The sequence below is a fragment of the Burkholderiales bacterium genome (genome assembly GCA_013695435.1).
GTDB lineage: Bacteria > Pseudomonadota > Gammaproteobacteria > Burkholderiales > JACMKV01 > JACMKV01.
In genome coordinates, this window is record JACDAM010000015.1 from 1 (window position 1) to 16154 (window position 16154).

Annotated in this window: 16 protein-coding genes and 1 pseudogene; 11 read left to right on the plus strand and 6 right to left on the minus strand. The window is 60.6% G+C overall.

The genetic code is table 11. From position 1 onward, the window contains the following. The 4 genes from H0V78_00850 to H0V78_00865 form a co-directional block, all read right to left on the minus strand. The coding region (locus H0V78_00850; protein ID MBA2350369.1) for an MFS transporter at positions 1-891 on the minus strand (891 nt) is incomplete at its 3' end. A gap of 32 nt (positions 892-923) precedes the next feature. Beyond that, positions 924-2081 (minus strand): ABC transporter permease, encoded by a 1158-nt coding sequence (locus H0V78_00855; protein MBA2350370.1) that lies wholly within the window; start codon positions 2079-2081, stop codon positions 924-926. A gap of 124 nt (positions 2082-2205) precedes the next feature. Continuing rightward, positions 2206-2895 (minus strand): ABC transporter ATP-binding protein, encoded by a 690-nt coding sequence (locus H0V78_00860; protein MBA2350371.1) that lies wholly within the window; start codon positions 2893-2895, stop codon positions 2206-2208. Continuing rightward, positions 2895-4163 carry an efflux RND transporter periplasmic adaptor subunit gene (locus tag H0V78_00865; GenBank protein ID MBA2350372.1) on the minus strand — a complete coding sequence of 423 codons (1269 nt, stop codon included), beginning with the start codon at positions 4161-4163 and terminating at the stop codon, positions 2895-2897. The genes H0V78_00860 and H0V78_00865 overlap by 1 nt, the downstream gene beginning before the upstream one ends. Positions 4164-4507: 344 nt before the next feature. Between H0V78_00865 and H0V78_00870 the strand changes: the two genes are divergently transcribed. Next, entirely contained in the window at positions 4508-5557 is a 1050-nt protein-coding gene (locus H0V78_00870; protein MBA2350373.1) for an alpha/beta hydrolase, read from the plus strand. 123 nt (positions 5558-5680) lie between these two features. Here the strand turns inward: H0V78_00870 and H0V78_00875 are convergent. Next, positions 5681-6483, minus strand: a pseudogene (locus H0V78_00875) (DMT family transporter). A gap of 155 nt (positions 6484-6638) precedes the next feature. Between H0V78_00875 and H0V78_00880 the strand changes: the two are divergent. The 9 genes from H0V78_00880 to H0V78_00920 all read left to right on the plus strand — a co-directional run bounded on the left by H0V78_00880 (position 6639) and on the right by H0V78_00920 (position 14499). Beyond that, entirely contained in the window at positions 6639-7862 is a 1224-nt protein-coding gene (locus H0V78_00880) for a succinyldiaminopimelate transaminase (GenBank protein ID MBA2350374.1), read from the plus strand. A 42-nt stretch (positions 7863-7904) separates the two neighbouring features. Continuing rightward, positions 7905-8723 carry a 2,3,4,5-tetrahydropyridine-2,6-dicarboxylate N-succinyltransferase gene (gene dapD / locus H0V78_00885; protein ID MBA2350375.1) on the plus strand — a complete coding sequence of 273 codons (819 nt, stop codon included), beginning with the start codon at positions 7905-7907 and terminating at the stop codon, positions 8721-8723. Positions 8724-8791: 68 nt separating this feature from the next. Next, entirely contained in the window at positions 8792-9937 is a 1146-nt protein-coding gene (locus tag H0V78_00890) for a PilT/PilU family type 4a pilus ATPase (protein ID MBA2350376.1), read from the plus strand. A 62-nt stretch (positions 9938-9999) separates the two neighbouring features. Then, positions 10000-10572, plus strand: coding sequence for a CBS domain-containing protein (locus tag H0V78_00895; protein ID MBA2350377.1), 573 nt, complete (start codon positions 10000-10002; stop codon positions 10570-10572). 247 nt (positions 10573-10819) lie between these two features. Next, positions 10820-11566 carry a sulfite exporter TauE/SafE family protein gene (locus H0V78_00900; GenBank protein MBA2350378.1) on the plus strand — a complete coding sequence of 249 codons (747 nt, stop codon included), beginning with the start codon at positions 10820-10822 and terminating at the stop codon, positions 11564-11566. Then, positions 11563-12729, plus strand: a complete 1167-nt coding sequence (dapE, locus tag H0V78_00905; protein ID MBA2350379.1) for a succinyl-diaminopimelate desuccinylase — start codon at positions 11563-11565, stop codon at positions 12727-12729. Before H0V78_00900 ends, dapE begins: the two co-directional genes overlap by 4 nt. 3 nt (positions 12730-12732) lie before the next feature. Then, positions 12733-13626 (plus strand): 50S ribosomal protein L3 N(5)-glutamine methyltransferase, encoded by an 894-nt coding sequence (prmB, locus tag H0V78_00910; protein MBA2350380.1) that lies wholly within the window; start codon positions 12733-12735, stop codon positions 13624-13626. A 44-nt stretch (positions 13627-13670) separates the two neighbouring features. Next, a complete protein-coding gene (locus H0V78_00915; GenBank protein MBA2350381.1) occupies positions 13671-13988 on the plus strand; it encodes a heavy metal-binding domain-containing protein in 318 nt (105 codons plus the stop codon). Positions 13989-14076: 88 nt separating this feature from the next. Beyond that, positions 14077-14499, plus strand: coding sequence for an EamA family transporter (locus tag H0V78_00920; GenBank protein MBA2350382.1), 423 nt, complete (start codon positions 14077-14079; stop codon positions 14497-14499). 215 nt (positions 14500-14714) lie between these two features. Here H0V78_00920 and H0V78_00925 read toward each other — a convergent pair whose 3' ends face one another. Then, the gene (locus tag H0V78_00925) at positions 14715-15644 is read right to left on the minus strand and encodes a diguanylate cyclase (GenBank protein MBA2350383.1); all 930 of its coding nucleotides are present in this window, start codon (positions 15642-15644) and stop codon (positions 14715-14717) included. 284 nt (positions 15645-15928) lie between these two features. Here H0V78_00925 and H0V78_00930 point away from each other — a divergent pair. Next, positions 15929-16154 (plus strand): GFA family protein (locus H0V78_00930; protein MBA2350384.1); only part of this gene is annotated, 226 nt, incomplete at its 3' end.

Consider the following 16154-nt stretch of genomic DNA (forward strand, 5'->3'; position numbering starts at 1 on the left):
CAAAAATGCCTGGCCGGTGAACAGTGAGAAACACAGCAGCGAGCGCTTCGGATACAGGCTGAACATGGTCCGCGCGACCAGGACGAAGCCGATCGCGCCGCGCGGGCGTATCGTCAGCGGCCGCGCGGCCGCAGCCAGTGGTCGGCCGGTGCTGGCAACGACGCTTGCTTCGATGTGATCGACCAATGCCTCCGCCTCGCGCTTGCGGCCGCGGATGAACAGCCTGCGCGGGCTTTCCGGCACGTTGCGACGAACCAGCAGAATGCCGAGGCCGAGGAGCGCGCCGAGGCCGAACGCGAGCCGCCAGCCGACATCCGCCGGAAACAAATCCACATCGAGCAAGACCACGGCAAGGGCTGCGCCGAGCGCGGTGCCGACCCAGTACGAGCCATTTATGAACAGATCGACGCGGGCGCGCACGCGCGCCGGAATCAGTTCGTCGATCGCAGAGTTGATCGCAGCATATTCGCCGCCGATGCCGGCGCCTGTGAAGAAACGAAACACATAGAACCACAACGCATCGAACGCAAACGCGGTCAGCACCGTCGCCGCCAGATAGACCGCGAGCGTGATCAGAAACATTTTTTTGCGGCCGTAGCGATCGGTCAGCCAGCCGAAAAACAAGGCGCCGCAGACTGCGCCGGCGATGTAGATCGCGCCGGCCATGCCGATTTGCGAACTTGTCAGCACGAGCCCGCCGCCGGGTTCGGTCAAACGGCCGGAAACCGCGCTGACGATCGTGACCTCGAGTCCATCGAGTATCCACACCGTGCCGAGGCCGATCACGATCAGCCAATGCCAGCGCGACCACGGCAGACGGTCGAGCCGTGCCGGCACATTGGTGGTGATCGTTGCCGCGAGATTGCCGCCGCTGGACGTCGTTTCGTTCATCACGCAATCAGAGTTCCGGGCGCGGTCGTTTTTCAGCCGATGCTGCGCAGCCCTTCGACGATGGGCGCCCTGACCGCGCGTATCGCCGGCAGCACTGCCGCGATCAGGCCGACGGCTGCGGCGGCAGAAAACTGCATGATCAAGGTTTCAACGCTGACGTTGAATACCGGAAACAAGGTGCCCATCGCAGCGCCGAAGGTTTCGGCGACCGGAAAAGTCGCCAGCGCGCCCAGCGTTCCGCCGAACAACGCGATCGCCAGCGATTCCCCGAACAGCAATGAGGCGATGAAGGCGGGGCCGAAGCCCAGCGCCTTCAAGGTCGCGTATTCGGGGCGGCGCTCGCGCGCAGTCATGGCCATGGTGTTCGCCATCACCGCCATGATGATGCCGATGACGACGAACGACACGATGCGGATCGCGACCACGATCGCTTCGGTCATCGACACGAAGCCGAGCTGGAACGCTTTTTCGGTTTCGGTCAGCGTCTCGGCCAGGGAATTGCGGAACGTCGCGTCGATGCGGCCGGCGGTTTCCGCGGCATCGTCGGCATCTTCCAGGCCAACGATGTAGACGCCGACACTTTCGGCGCGCCGCGCCACGGTTTTTTTCAGGGTCTCGTTCAGATAACTCCAGTGGAAGAAAAACTGCGAGCGATCGGTGTTTTCGGCTGCACCCTGATAGATGCCGCGCACGACAAAATTCCACGTGCCCGGATAAATCGTCCCGCGCAGCGGAACGGTATCGCCGAGCTTGAAGCCATACGTTTCCGCCAGCTTGGCGCCGATGATGCAACTGCTCTTGTCCTGCATGAAGGCTTTTTTCTGGGATTCGGGAAGCAGGTACTCAGGATACAAATCGAGGTAGCTTTGCGGCTCGATCGCGAATTGCGGGAAAAAATTTTTCTCGTTGATATAAACACCGCCGAACCAGTTCGCATACGAAACCGCCGCGACCCCCTCGATCTGGCGTATCTTGCCCTGATAGGTGATCGGCAGTGGAAACACCAGCGAAATCGAATTGCGCGTGACAAGCCGCGCCGCCGATGCCGATTCGGCGCCCGCGTACCACGCATCGACGACTGTGCGCAGCAGGCCGAACGCAAGCGTCGCGACAATAATGCCAAGCACGGTCAGCCAGGTGCGCAGCTTGTGGCGCAACGTGTTGCGGAGGATCAGTTTGAGGAGCTGCATTAAGAAACTCAGTCTTGTCGGAGCGTTTTATGCGCGGTACGCCACGACGTTGTCTGCGATGCGCTTCCAAGCGTCTGCGGGGAACGCATCGCTGCCAAATCAGCGCCCTCCAAATCCAGTCCTGCTACACCGAACTAACCACCGCCTCGCTGAACTCACCCTTCTCCAGATGGCGTATCTGATGCGCCGCTTGCGCGGCGTGCGGATCGTGCGTGACCATGATGACGGTTTTGTTCAGCTCGCGATTCAGACGCGCCAGCAGATTCAGAATCTCCTGCGCCGATACGCGATCGAGATCGCCGGTCGGCTCGTCGGCAACCAGAATTGCCGGATCGCTAATGAAGGCGCGGGCGATGGCGACGCGCTGCTGCTGGCCGCCCGACAGCTCGCCGGGATAATGCGTAACGCGATCGGCGAGGCCGACCATGCCGAGCGCGGCCGCGACATGGCGCTTGCGCTCGCGGCCCGATAGATCGGTCAGCAGCAGCGGCAGCTCGACGTTCTCGAACGCGGTCAGAACCGGCATCAGATTGTAAAACTGGAAAATGAACCCGATGTTGGCGGCGCGCCAGGCGGCGAGTTCGGATTCGGAAAGGCCGACGATATCGACGCCGTCGATCATCACCGCGCCGGAATCGGGTTTGTCGATGCCGGCGATCATGTTCAGCAGCGTGCTTTTGCCCGAACCCGACGGCCCCATCAGCGCGAGAAAATCGCCGGCGTCTATATCGAAGTTCAAAGCCTGCAGCACCGGCACGCGCTCGCTGCCGCGCCTATACGATTTGCTCAGCTCGCGGATTTCGACCAGCGCCATTATTTCTGCTTCTCGGCGATCGAGATTTTGTCGCCGTCGGCCAGTTCTTCGGGCGGCCGAAGGACCACCTTGTCGCCGGCCTTGAGCCCCGCGCGCACCTCAATCAGCTGACCGACCGAGTCATCCGGCGCGGCTGATCCGCTGTCGGTGCGGCTGTCGAGCTTTTCGCCGGTTTCGACCACGGCTGCGCGCACCTTTTCGCCATCGATCACAAACGCGGTTGGATGCCCATTGCGCTCGATGATCGCCGATGCCGCCACCGCGGTGCGCGGCGCGCGCTTTGGCTCGGGCAAACGCTCCGACAGAAACGCGACTTTGGCGCTCATCTCGGGCAGGATGCGCGGATCGCGCTCGAGGAAACGGATTTTCGCCAGCACGGTCGCTTTGCTGCGATCGACGGTCGGCACGATGCGATGCACCTCGCCCTGGAAGCGCGAGCCTGGCAACGCGTCGAGCTGGATTTCGGCGGGCTGTCCCGGTTTCACTTTTTCGAGATTCGATTCCGATACGTCGGCCTCGACTTCGAGCGTGTCCATGTCGGCCATGGTTACAACGGCGCCCTTGGCGTCGAGCGCCGACGAAAATGGCGTGACGACATCGCCGACATTCGCGTGCTTGCTCAAGATCACGCCGTCGAACGGCGCGCGGATCTGCGTCTGATCGACGGCGACTTCGGCGCCTCTGACATTGGCGCGGGCGACGCCGATGGAAGCCTGGGCGCTGCTGATCGCGGCTTTGGCTTTGGCGAATCGCGCCTCGGCGGTGTCGTTCTCGGCGCGCGAAACCGAACCGTCCTTGACCAGACTGCGTGAACGCGCGAGCGCGCTTTGCGCATCCTTCAGTTCGGCGCGCGCTTGTTCGAGATTGGCTTCGGCAAGCTTGACGTTAGCGCGGGTTTGCTCGAGCGTCGCGCCGACATCGGCTTCTTCGAGCCGCGCGATCACCTCATTCTGCTTGACTATGCTGCCTTCGACGACGTTGAGCCAGACCAGGCGTCCGGTCGCTTTGGATGCGACCGCGGCTTTGCGCTGGGCAACGACGAAGCCCGTCGCGTTCAACACCGTCGCCGCCTGCGAAGGATAGAACATCGTGACCGGCGCGGCCTCGACCTCGATCGCCTTGTTTGCGTCGAAAAATGTCCAGGCGCCGATTGCGGCGAGCGCGGCAATCAGCAGCACGATCAGCCAGCGCGGCAAGCGCCGGCGACGGCCGAATTCCCTGGGCTTGCGCGTGCGATCGATCTTCAGTGCGGCTAAATCGTCTTTCATCGCTTGAGATAGTTGCCAGGTTTGCAATCAGGTCTTGTAATTTTTGCAGCCGATGCGGCCGCTGCGCCGCAAACCACCAGGGCGCTCCCCGTCGAAGCGAATGGCATGGATACTGCTGCCAACGCATTTGTCAGCGCACGCTTCGACCTGTGCCAGCTTGCGCCGTTCCAAAATCCAGTCCCGCCGTAGCGGGCCGCAATATCGTGCTTTAGTCCCCCAACATTTTATCAAGACACAAGGAGCATCGAATGGAATCGACCACCAAAACAATCAACCAAACAATCAGCCGCGCAACCCTGGCGCTCGCCATCGTTGCCGCGTTTGCCATCAGCGGTTGCGAAAGCATGCGCACCGGAACGGATACCGCGAGCACCGCGAATAAAGGCGCGAAGGAAAGCCAGCATGCGGAAGTCAAAGGCATGTCCGGCAAGCCCGATGCGCAAATGCAGGCAGTGCTCGATCAACTCGCAGCACTTGGCGGCAAACCGATTGTAAGCCTGAGCGCCGAAGAAGCGCGCAAGCAGCCGACCCCGGCCGATGCCGTCAAGGCGCTCCTGCAGAGCCAGGGTAAGAGCACGGCGCCGATGCCGGTCGCCAGAGTGCAGGACGGCGAAATCCCCGGTCCGGCCGGCCCGATCAAGGCGCGCATCTACACGCCGGATGGTGCGGGGCCGTTTCCGGTCATAGTCTATTATCACGGCGGCGGCTGGGTGATAGCCAATCTCGACACCTATGACGCTTCGCCGCGCGCGCTGGCCAATGCCGCGAAAGCAATCGTCGTGTCATCGCATTACCGCCAGGCGCCCGAGCACAAGTTTCCGGCCGCGCACGAGGATGCGTTCGCGGCTTACCAGTGGGTACTCAATAACGCAGTGGCGTTCAACGGCAACCCGAATCGCGTCTCGGTCGTCGGCGAATCGGCCGGCGGCAATCTGGCCGCGGCGGTCGCTTTGATGGCGCGTGAGGCGAAGCTCCCGATGCCCGTCCATCAGGTGCTGGTCTACCCGGTGGCGAACGCGCAAATCGGCTCCGAATCGGAACAGCAGAATGCCGAGGCCAAGCCGCTGAATACGCCGATGCTGACGTGGTTCTACGAAAAATACCTGCCGACGCCGGCCGATAAAAACAGTCCGCTGATCGCGCTGACCGAAGTAGCGGATCTGAAAGGGCTGCCGCCAGCGACCATCATCACCGCCCAAATCGACCCGCTACGCTCCGAAGGCAGGGCGTATGCCGAAAAGCTCGAGCAAGCCGGCGTGCCGGTCGATTACAGGAATTACGAAGGTGTGACGCACGAATTTTTCGGCATGGGCGCGGTCGTCGACAAAGCGAAGGAAGCTGTGCAACAGGCGGCGGCGGGCATTTTGGGCGCGAACAAGGTCAGCAGCCGTTAAAGCCTTCGCCCTTCCCTGGTGCGCCGGAGAGGCGTACCGGCGGGTTAGCGCCAGGTCTGTCGACGGCAGCGCGCTGCGGCTGGTGTTCGGAACCGTGTTTCCTCCGCGACACCGTCTGCTCGTTTAAGCGTGCTCGCCCAACTTCCCCGAGAACAGACTCGCTGCGACGATCATCGCGCCGCCTGTCCATTGCTGCGTTGTCATCGATTCGTGAGCCAGAAAGTACGATGACAATGCGCCGACCACGAGCTCGAACAGGAATATGACAATAGCCTGATTGGCCGGCGTGTGAGCGAGGCCGTGCTGGACAACCAGATTGACGGCAAGGATCACGACGCTGAGCAGCAGCAGCATGGCGACCGGCAGCGCTGCGAACGCCGCGGGCAGCGCCGGCGGCTCTAATGGCGCGAAGATCACGAGCAGCAGCGACAACAGTGTGACGCCGGCGAACACGCTGACCGATTTCACTGCGATGCTGTGCTCCTCACTTTTGCGGCTCAGCACATTGACCAGCGCAAACATGACGCCGGCGGATAATCCCATCCAGTCCGCGGCGCCCTGCGGCAATGGCAGCCCGGCGTCCGGGCGCCACAGCATGACGACAGCGCCGGCGAATGCCAATCCGATGACCAGATAACCCTGCGCGCCAGGTTTCTCGTTCAACAGCCCGCGCGCGAACAGCACGGTCCACAGCGGCGCCAGATAGAACAGCAGGAGCACCTGCATGACTTCGCCATACAGGGTGCCGAGCACATATCCGAGATTGGTCCAGCCGGCGGCCAGCGCGATAACGATCAGGACAGGCCAGCCGCTCGATCTGCGCCGCAATGCGCGCAGCTCGCGATGAAACAGCGCGATGCCGAAACGAGCGCGATGCCATAGGTGATGCAGGTGGCGAGCGCGCCGGAAATTCCGGCCGCCTCCATGAAACGATACGGATACCAGATCAGGCCCCAGACCACGGCGCCCGTCAGCAGCGCTATGATCGGCAGCAGCTTTTGTTTGGATAACAACGCTGTCTCTTTATAATGCGCGATTCGAAGGCTCCGACCAGCATGCGTCCGAATCCGCGGCGACCAGCATGAATCCGAATATCGAACGCCTGCACGAGTACGCGTTTCAAAAACTCGCGGCGCTGTTTTCCGGTATCGAACCCGACGCCCGACTTGCGCCGATCAATCTCGGCATCGGGGAACCCAGGCATGCGACGCCGCAGTTTATCCGCGACACGCTGGCGCAGAACCTGGCCGGTCTCGCCAATTACCCGGTCACGCTCGGCAGCGATGCGTTGCGGGCAGCGATCGCTGCGTGGGTCGCGCGCCGCTTCAATGTCGCGCTCGACGCAAAGACGCAGATCATACCGGTAAACGGTACGCGCGAAGCCCTGTTCGCGATCGCACAGGCCGTCGTCGATAACAGCCGCGAAGGGCCGCGCGCACCGCCGGTGGTGGTTTCGCCAAACCCTTTTTATCAAATCTACGAAGGGGCGGCGTTGCTGGCCGGCGCCCAGCCGTTTTACCTGAATACGATCGCGCAAAAGACCTACGCGCTCGACTTCGCGCAGCTTCCCGCCGATGTCTGGCGCCGCACGCAATTGATCTACGTTTGCTCGCCCGGCAATCCGACCGGCCGCGTCATGCCGCTTGCCGAATGGCGGCGTCTTTTCGAACTGGCCGACGAACATGACTTTGTCATCGCCTCCGACGAATGTTATTCGGAAATTTATTTCGATGAAGGCAGCGCGCCGCTCGGATCGCTGCAAGCCGCGCAGCAGCTTGGCCGCGCCGGCTGCGCGCGGCTGATATTGTTTTCGAGCCTGTCGAAGCGCTCCAACGTCCCCGGCATGCGTTCCGGTTTCGTCGCCGGCGACGCCGCGCTGCTCAAAAAGTTTTTGTCGTACCGCACCTATCACGGCTGCGCGATGAGCCCGCCGATCCAGGCCGCCAGCATTGCCGCCTGGCAGGACGAAGCGCATGTTGTGGAGAACCGGCGCCTGTATCGCGAGAAGTTTGCGGCCGTGCTGCCGATTCTGCAACCGGCGCTGCCGGTCGAAATGCCGGAAGCCGGATTTTATCTGTGGGCGGAAAGCCCGAAAGCGGCCGGCGGCTCAGGCATGGCGGACGCCGCATTCGCGCAGCACTTGTATCGCAACTATAATGTGACCGTGCTGCCCGGCAGTTATCTGGCGCGCGACGCGCATGGCATGAATCCCGGTGCAGAGCGCGTCAGGATCGCCCTGGTCGCGCCGCTCGCCGAGTGTGTCGAAGCTGCGCGGCGCATTGCCGCCTTCTGCCGCAGCCTTTGATCGTATTCGATCGCGCGTTCGCAATCTCTTCATCTTCGGATCATGAAACAACTCGAACAAATCATCGAGCGCGCATTCGAGCGGCGTAGCGAAATCGATGTGCATAGCGCCGGCCTCGAATTGAAGCAGGCGATCAATGCGGTCCTGGCGCGGCTCGATAAAGGCGAATTGCGCGTCGCCGAAAAAGTCGGCGGCGCGTGGGTCACGCGGCAATGGATCAAAAAGGCCGTGCTGCTGTCGTTTCGTATCGAAGACAACCAGATGATCGCGCACGGCTACACGAATTATTACGACAAGGTCGCGTCCAAATTCGCCGAATACGATACCGCCAGATTCACGGCCGGAGGCATGCGCGTGGTGCCGCCTGCCGCGGCGCGCAAGGGCGCCTACATCGGCAAGAACGTGGTGCTGATGCCGTCTTTTGTCAACATCGGCGCCTACGTCGATGACGGAACCATGGTCGATACCTGGGCGGCAGTCGGTTCGTGCGCGCAGATCGGCAAGAACGTGCACCTGTCGGGCGGCGTCGGCATCGGCGGCGTGCTCGAACCGGTGCAGGCCAACCCGACCATCATCGAAGACAATTGCTTCATCGGCGCGCGCTCGGAAATCGTCGAAGGCGTGATCGTCGAAGAAGGCTCGGTGCTGTCGATGGGCGTGTATATTGGACAAAGCACGAAGATCTACAATCGCGCCACCGGTGAAGTGCTTTACGGCCGCGTGCCGGCTGGTTCCGTCGTCGTGTCAGGCAACCTGCCGTCGAGCGACGGCAAATACAGCCTGTATTGCGCGGTCATCGTCAAACAGGTCGACGCGAAAACGCGGGCGAAGACCAGCATCAACGAATTGTTGCGCGATTAGCTCCGGATTGCATGGTGGAATGTTGTCGACATTGAGCTTTTTATCCTTCCTTTCTTCGGCCCGCTGACATGGATCTGAATCCGTTGTTCAAGCTGATGGCCGCGAAGCACGCGTCCGATCTTTTTTTTACGGCCGGCGCGCCGATCCTGATCAAGATTCTCGGCGAAACCGTTCCGGTGAACGCGCAAGTGCTCGATGCGGCGACGGTCAAAAACATCGCCTACACGATGATGCCGGAAGCGCAAGTCAGGATTTTCGAAGCAACCTGCGAATCGAATTTTTCGTATCCGGTGAAAGATGTCGGCGGCTTCCGCGTCAACGTGTTTCGGCAACGCGGCGCCGTCGCGATAGTCGTGCGCTATCTGAAAAACGAGATTCCATCGCTCGAAGAATTGAGGCTGCCGCCGCTGCTCAAGGATTTGATCATGGAGAAGCGCGGCCTCGTGCTCGTCGTCGGTTCCACCGGTTCGGGCAAATCCACGACCCTGGCGGCGATGATCGAATACCGCAGCCAGCGCCGCGGCGGCCATATTCTGACCATCGAAGATCCGATCGAATTCGTTTTCAAGCACCGAAAAAGCATCGTCAATCAGCGTGAAGTCGGCATCGATACGATGACCTTCGACAGCGCGTTGACGAATGCGATGCGCGAAGCGCCGGACGTGCTGATGATAGGCGAAATCCGCGATCGGGCGACCCTGCATTCGGCCCTGATTTACGCGCAAACAGGGCATCTGTGTTTGTCGACCCTGCATGCCAACAACAGCTATCACGCATTGAACCGCATCATCGGATTTTTTCCGTATGAAACGCGCGCCAGTCTGCTCATGGACTTGTCGATCTCGCTACGTTGCGTGATTTCACAGCGGCTGGTGCCAACCAGATCCGGCAAGGTCACACCGGCTATCGAGGTGCTGCTGAACACCAAACACATCGCCGAGCGGATCAAGAACGACGAGCTCGACCAGATCAAGGAGGCGATGGAAAAAAGCATGTCGGCCGGTACGCAGACGTTCGAGCAGGCGCTGTACAAGCTTTACAAGGACGGCGAACTGAACCTGGACGACGCGCTCGCGTATTCCGACTCGCCGAGCAATCTGTCGTGGCTGATCGACAACGCCGGTGGCGAGCGTGCGACGACCAACCGGCGCGAAGAAAAAGCGCAGGAGCGCCTCGATGTCGGCGGTTTCAATTTCAAGGCTGACGTATCGTGAGATTCTGACCCGCATTCCTGCAAGACCAGTAGCGCCACCCATTGAACCAGACGGAGGCTGAGATGAGAAATTATTCGCCGCTTGCCGCATTTCGCTTGCAGCCGCAAAGCGGCTTTTGCCGCCGCACCGAAAGTCTGCCTTCCAGCGTAACCCTGGATTCGCCGGCGCTCGATGTGATGACCGACTTCCGCCAGATCAGCGCGGTGACGATCACGCCTCATGCGGCGATGGAAGAAGCGAATCGCAGAATGATCGAACACGGCGTCCGTCTTTTGCTCGTGGTCGACGCGTCCGGCATCGTGCTCGGCATCCTGACCGCCGTCGACATCCTCGGCGAGAAACCGCTGCGCCTGCTGCAGGACCGCGGTTTGCGCAGAAACGAAATCACGGCGGCCGACCTCATGACGCCGCAACAGGATATCGACGTGCTGGCCTTTCAAACGCTGCTCTCAGCCAAGGTCGGTCACGTCGTCGCGACACTGAAGTCTTGGGGCCGCCAGCACGCCGTTGTCGTGGAAAACAACACGGTGTGCGGGCTATTTTCGGCTTCGCAGATCGCGCGCAGCCTGGGCCTGCCGGTCCACATGACCGAAGTCGCCCGCACATTCGCGGAGATCGAGTCGATATTGCACTAGGCGCCGGGGGTGAAGCGTGGAAAGAAGCGCGATGCAACTTCTCCCCACCCCAGCCCTCCCCAGCAAGCGGGGAGGGAGCGAACCTGAGGTGGATCGAGCCCACCCAGCCCTCCCTAGCACGTGAGAGGGAGCCATCCCGGAATCGATTGCCGCTTCGCAAGCTTCAGAACCTGCCTCCTGCCTCGAATTCTTCATCGCAGCCGCGCGTATCCCGGCGATTCCAGAATTCGCATGACAGCAAAAATTCATGGCCGAGATCTGGTTCTACATACTCGTCGGTTTCGTCGCGCAATTGGTCGATGGCGCCCTCGGCATGGCATACGGCTTGATTGCGACGTCGCTGCTGCTGAGCATGGGCGTGACGCCGGCAACGGCGAGTGCGACTGTGCACGCCGCGGAAGTTTTCACGACCGGTTTCTCGGCTTTCTCGCATCATTATTTCGGCAACATCGACAAGGCATTATTTCGCCGTTTGTTGCTGCCGGGGATGATAGGCGCCGCCATAGGCGCTTATCTGCTGGCATCGCTTTCGGGAGACCTGGTCAAGCCCTTCATCGCGGTCTATCTGATTATTCTGGGCGGGGTCGTGGTCATCAAGGCATTCCGGGAATTTCCGCCGACCGCCGTTACCAGACATGTCGCACCGCTCGGATTTTTCGGCGCGCTCGTCGATGCCATCGGTGGCGGCGGCTGGGGGCCGATCGTCGCTTCGACCCTGCTGGCGCGCGGCAGCCACGCGCGGCTCACTGTCGGCACGGTCAACGCGGTCGAATTTTTCGTCACGCTGACCGCATCGGTGGTGTTCATCGCGACGCTGGGTTTGATGAACTGGAAGATCATCCTCGGCCTCGCGCTCGGTGGCATGCTCGCCGCACCGGTCGGCGCCGTTATCGTGAAAAAAATTCCGGTCAGACCGCTGATGTTTCTCGTCGGCTTCCTTATCATGGGACTGAGCGGACTTCTCCTCTACAGAACCATCTCTCCCCACCTATGACGACGCTTTCCGGCAACGCGACTCCCAAGCCCAACCCCGATACCCTGGCGCTCGCCAAAGCGCTGGTCGCGCGCCGTTCGCCGACGCCCGATGACGGCGGCTGCCAAACCCTGATCGGCGAACGGCTGCAACGCGCCGGATTTCAGCTTGAGCCGATGCGCTTCGGCGACGTCGACAACCTGTGGGCGCGGCGCGGCAGGGCGCGGCCGGTCATCTGCTTCGCCGGCCACACCGATGTGGTACCGACCGGCCCGGAATATAAATGGCGCAGCCCGCCGTTCACACCGACCGTGCGCGACGGCATGTTGTACGGCCGCGGCACGGCCGACATGAAATCGTCGATTGCGGCTTTCATTACCGCGGCCGAAACTTTCATCACCGATCATCCGCGGCATCGCGGTTCGATCGCGCTGCTGATCACGTCCGACGAAGAAGGCGTGGCGGTCGATGGCACGGTTCGCGTTGTCGAAGCGCTGCGGGCGCGGGGCGAAACACTCGATTACTGCATCGTCGGCGAACCCACTTGCGTGGCCAGACTCGGCGACACGATCAAGAACGGACGCCGCGGTTCGCTATCGGCCAGCCTGATCGTAAACGGCGTGCAAGGCCACGTCGCCTATCCGCATCTCGCCAGAAATCCGGTGCATCTGGCGGCACCGGTCATTGCTGAACTGACGCGGGAAAAGTGGGACGACGGCAATGAATTCTTTCCGCCGACGACGTTTCAGATTTCCAACATTCGCGGCGGCACCGGCGCCACTAACGTGATTCCCGGCGAGGTCGAAATCGAATGCAACTTCCGTTTCTCGACGGCCAGTACTACGGATACATTGAAATCCCGGGTTCATGAAATACTCGATCGTCATAAGCTCGACTATCGCATCGACTGGTCGCTGTCCGGTAAACCCTATCTGACCGCGAAAGGCGATCTCGTCGATGCCGTCAGCCAGGCGATGCGAGAGATCGTCGGCTACGCGCCCGAACTTTCGACCTCGGGCGGAACCTCCGACGGCCGCTTCATCGCCGATATTTGTCCGCAAGTCATCGAACTCGGCCCGCTGAATGCAACCATACATAAAGTCGATGAGTGCGTCGCCGTCGCGGATATCGAAAACCTGCACCGGATTTACACTCGAACCCTGGTTAATCTTCTGGCCGGCTGATTCATGTTCACAGAAGCCAAAGCGGAGCTGCAAACGATCCGCGATTTGCTGCGTTTCGCGGTAAGCCGCTTCAACGAAGCCGGCCTCGCATTCGGCCATGGCTCGAGCAACGCTTACGACGAGGCCGCTTATCTGATTCTGCACGCGCTGCATCTGCCGCCCGATACCCTCGATCCGTTTCTCGATGCGCGTCTGCTCCCCGAGGAAATCGGTCACGTCCTCAGGCTGCTCGGGCGCCGCATCAACGAACGCATTCCCGCCGCCTACCTCGCCCACGAAGCCTGGCTCGGCGAGCACAAATTCTATATCGACGAACGCGTCATCGTGCCGCGCTCGTTCATCGCCGAGCTGCTGCGCGATCGGTTCGCCGAGGTTGCGCTCGATGGCGACGCGATCCATTCGGCGCTCGATCTTTGCGCGGGCTCCGGTTGCCTCGCCGTCCTGCTCGCGCTCGAATTTCCGGAGGCGCGGATCACCGCCGCCGACATCTCCAAAGACGCGCTCGAGGTCGCCCGGCGCAATGTCGGCGACTACGGGCTCACTGAGCGCATCGAGATCGTCGAGTCGAATCTGTTCGCCGCATTGCCGGGACGCCGCTTTGACCTGATCGTCTCCAACCCGCCGTATGTGACCGCTGCCGCGATGGCCGCGCTGCCGCAGGAATATCATTACGAGCCGCAGTTCGCATTGAGCGGCGGCGGCGATGGTCTCGACATCATCCGTCGCATCATTGCCGAAGCGCCCGAACATCTGACAGATGCAGGCGCACTGATCGTCGAAGTCGGCCACAACCGCGACGGCGTCGAGCGGGCATTCCCCGCCATTCCGTTTACCTGGCTTGCCACGAGCGCCAGCGACGATTGTGTTTTCGCACTGACCAGGGGACAACTGCCGTAGTTGCAGGCCGCGCAACACAGATTCAATTTCTACGAGGAAATCTCATGATCATCACCACCACACCCGACATCCAGGGCAGGCCCATCCAGGAATATTTCGGCATCGTGACCGGCGAAGCCGTGCTCGGCGCGAACGTGTTCCGCGATTTGTTCGCGGACATCCGCGACATTGTCGGCGGCCGTTCCGGCTCTTACGAAAAGGAATTGCGCAAGGCGCGTGAAATCGCCCTGGAAGACTTGGCCGACGCAGCGGAAAAACGCGGCGCCAACGCGATCGTCGGCGTCGATATCGATTACGAAGTGCTCGGCGAAAAGAACGGAATGCTGATGGTCAGCGTTTCGGGGACCGCGGTTCGAATATGACGCGTTTCTTCGGGCGGCCAAGTGGCGTGATCGCCGATCGACGGCCTGTTTTCGGGCGCTGAACCGGAAACCTCTGCCAGGAGGCGGGATGGAGCGCTGGGTGCTTTATGCGTTCGCGTCGATGGTCTTTGCCGGCGTCACGGCCGTGATCGCCAAGCAAGGGCTGGTCGGCATTACAGGCGAACTCGGCTTGTCGCTGCGGACGGTTTTCGTCTTTTTTTTCGTGCTCGTATTCGCTGCTCTGGCCGTTTCGCCGTCCGAAATCCGCTCCCTGCAGAAAGAGAATTTTTTGTGGCTTGGGCTTTCCGGCGTCACGACCACGCTGTCCTGGATCTTCTACTACAAGGCGCTGAAGGTCGGCGACGTGGCAACCGTCGCGCTGATCGACAAGGGCAGCGTCGTCGTCGCCATCTTCCTTGCCTGGCTGGTGCTCAAGGAAACCATCTCGATCCGCATGCTGCTTGGCGCGGCTTTGATCGTGGCCGGGCTCGTGATCATCGCAAGGAAATGAGTCTGTCGCGCCGTAGTGCTATCGGTAAACTTTGTGTATTGGAGCAATGCCGCGTTTACTGTCATCCTCCGGGAAAGCGGAAATTGGATCGTCATATTCCGGCGCAAGCGGGAATCCGGAGCTGCCTATAACCGGATCATCATGATTGCCCGCTGGAGCCTATCCTCGAATGCTCAATCGGCGGCGCGAATGAAAAGCGGGAAAAGGGTGCTCGATCAGACGGCTTCCTGGCTTTCCACTGCCTCCTTTTCAAGCTCGCCGTATCGCTCGATATCGGTGACCGGTTGGGTCACATACTGAAGCCTGAGTACTTGATGCTTGATGCCATTTTTTCCGCTGTGCTTGATTTCGTACATAAGCTTGTCGGCGATCGCGACCATTTCCTTGGCCGATCTCGGCACATCTTCGCAGGTCAGAACGCCGATACTGAAACCGACCGGCAGACTTTTCTGATTCGCTTCGGCGGCCAATTCCTCCTTGATTTTCTGGATGGCAACAAAGGCGGCGCGCTGCCCCGTTTCCGGCATCAGGATCGCGAATTCATCACCGCCCAATCGCGCCACGGTATCGGTTCGGCGCGTGTTGTTCCTGATGGTGCGGGCTACCGATTGCAGCAACTCATCGCCGCAGTTGTGGCCATGAACATCGTTGACGGCCTTGAAATTGTCGAGATCGATGAAAGCGACGGTCATAGTGCGGCGATAACGCCGCGAGCGCTGCAGTTCCATCTCGGCGACCTCGTAAAACGCGCGTGAGTTGACGGCTTGTGTCAGATGGTCGGTCCTCGCCAGTTTCTTCTGCTGCAAATACGCATCGCGCAAGGCCGAAAAGGGAACAGCGACGGCTATGAAGACAATAGTTTTCCCGAGTCCGCTCCACAGCAATAGCAGCGGCTGCGAATAGACCTGGCCGGCAAGCATATCGCTGACAAGCCAGATCATCGTGCTGCAAATCGCCGCGGCGATACCGAGGCGCCGACCCGTGAAATAGGCGACGATTGCGGTCGGAAAAAGATAAAACACCCCTAGCGACGCTTCATGGCCAATCACGTAATCAAGGCAACCCAATAGAACGATCAGGCTAAAGCCGAAGCTCACCAGGAAAGCCCTGCTCCGAGACTCGAAATAATTCAGAACGACTTGCACGTTTAACCTCTTTTTTTGTGGCAAACTTCGATTGCTTACCCTGTTGCGGCGCAATAACCCTGACTATAAACAGCAATTGCCGTGCCGTGATACAAAACGCAAGTTGAAGGGTAACTTTTTGCTTTTCGAAGCTCTTGAGCGCGGCTTTCGCCTTGATTTCCCTGTTTGAGACGAAAGCGCGACACTATGATGCAGTTCACGCCTTCGCCCGATGAGCGGGCCATGTGTCCATATTGATCGGAATCGCCGGCGTGGCATCCGTAATCAACAGGAGTATTGAAAAAATGACTTACAAAGGCGGATGCCACTGCGGCCGTGTCGCGTTCGAAGTCGAAGGCGATCTGGGCCAGATCATCGAATGCAACTGTTCACATTGCAGCAAGAAAGGTTATTTGCTGTGGTTCGTGCCGCGCGAAAAGGTGCGGTTCGAGGCGCCGGAAGGCGATCTTGCGACCTACACGTTCAACAAGCACGTGATCAAGCACCACTTCTGCGACAAGTGCGGCTGTG

Coding starts and splice junctions, on each gene's coding strand:
- dapD (MBA2350375.1), top strand. CDS start 7,905: ATGAAACAACTCGAACAAATCATCGAGCGCGCATTCGAGCGGCGTAGC.
- H0V78_00855 (MBA2350370.1), bottom strand. CDS start 2,081: ATGCAGCTCCTCAAACTGATCCTCCGCAACACGTTGCGCCACAAGCTG.
- H0V78_00880 (MBA2350374.1), top strand. CDS start 6,639: ATGAATCCGAATATCGAACGCCTGCACGAGTACGCGTTTCAAAAACTC.
- H0V78_00920 (MBA2350382.1), top strand. CDS start 14,077: ATGGAGCGCTGGGTGCTTTATGCGTTCGCGTCGATGGTCTTTGCCGGC.
- prmB (MBA2350380.1), top strand. CDS start 12,733: ATGTTCACAGAAGCCAAAGCGGAGCTGCAAACGATCCGCGATTTGCTG.
- H0V78_00900 (MBA2350378.1), top strand. CDS start 10,820: ATGGCCGAGATCTGGTTCTACATACTCGTCGGTTTCGTCGCGCAATTG.
- dapE (MBA2350379.1), top strand. CDS start 11,563: ATGACGACGCTTTCCGGCAACGCGACTCCCAAGCCCAACCCCGATACC.
- H0V78_00915 (MBA2350381.1), top strand. CDS start 13,671: ATGATCATCACCACCACACCCGACATCCAGGGCAGGCCCATCCAGGAA.
- H0V78_00870 (MBA2350373.1), top strand. CDS start 4,508: ATGCGCACCGGAACGGATACCGCGAGCACCGCGAATAAAGGCGCGAAG.
- H0V78_00865 (MBA2350372.1), bottom strand. CDS start 4,163: ATGAAAGACGATTTAGCCGCACTGAAGATCGATCGCACGCGCAAGCCC.
- H0V78_00890 (MBA2350376.1), top strand. CDS start 8,792: ATGGATCTGAATCCGTTGTTCAAGCTGATGGCCGCGAAGCACGCGTCC.
- H0V78_00860 (MBA2350371.1), bottom strand. CDS start 2,895: ATGGCGCTGGTCGAAATCCGCGAGCTGAGCAAATCGTATAGGCGCGGC.
- H0V78_00895 (MBA2350377.1), top strand. CDS start 10,000: ATGAGAAATTATTCGCCGCTTGCCGCATTTCGCTTGCAGCCGCAAAGC.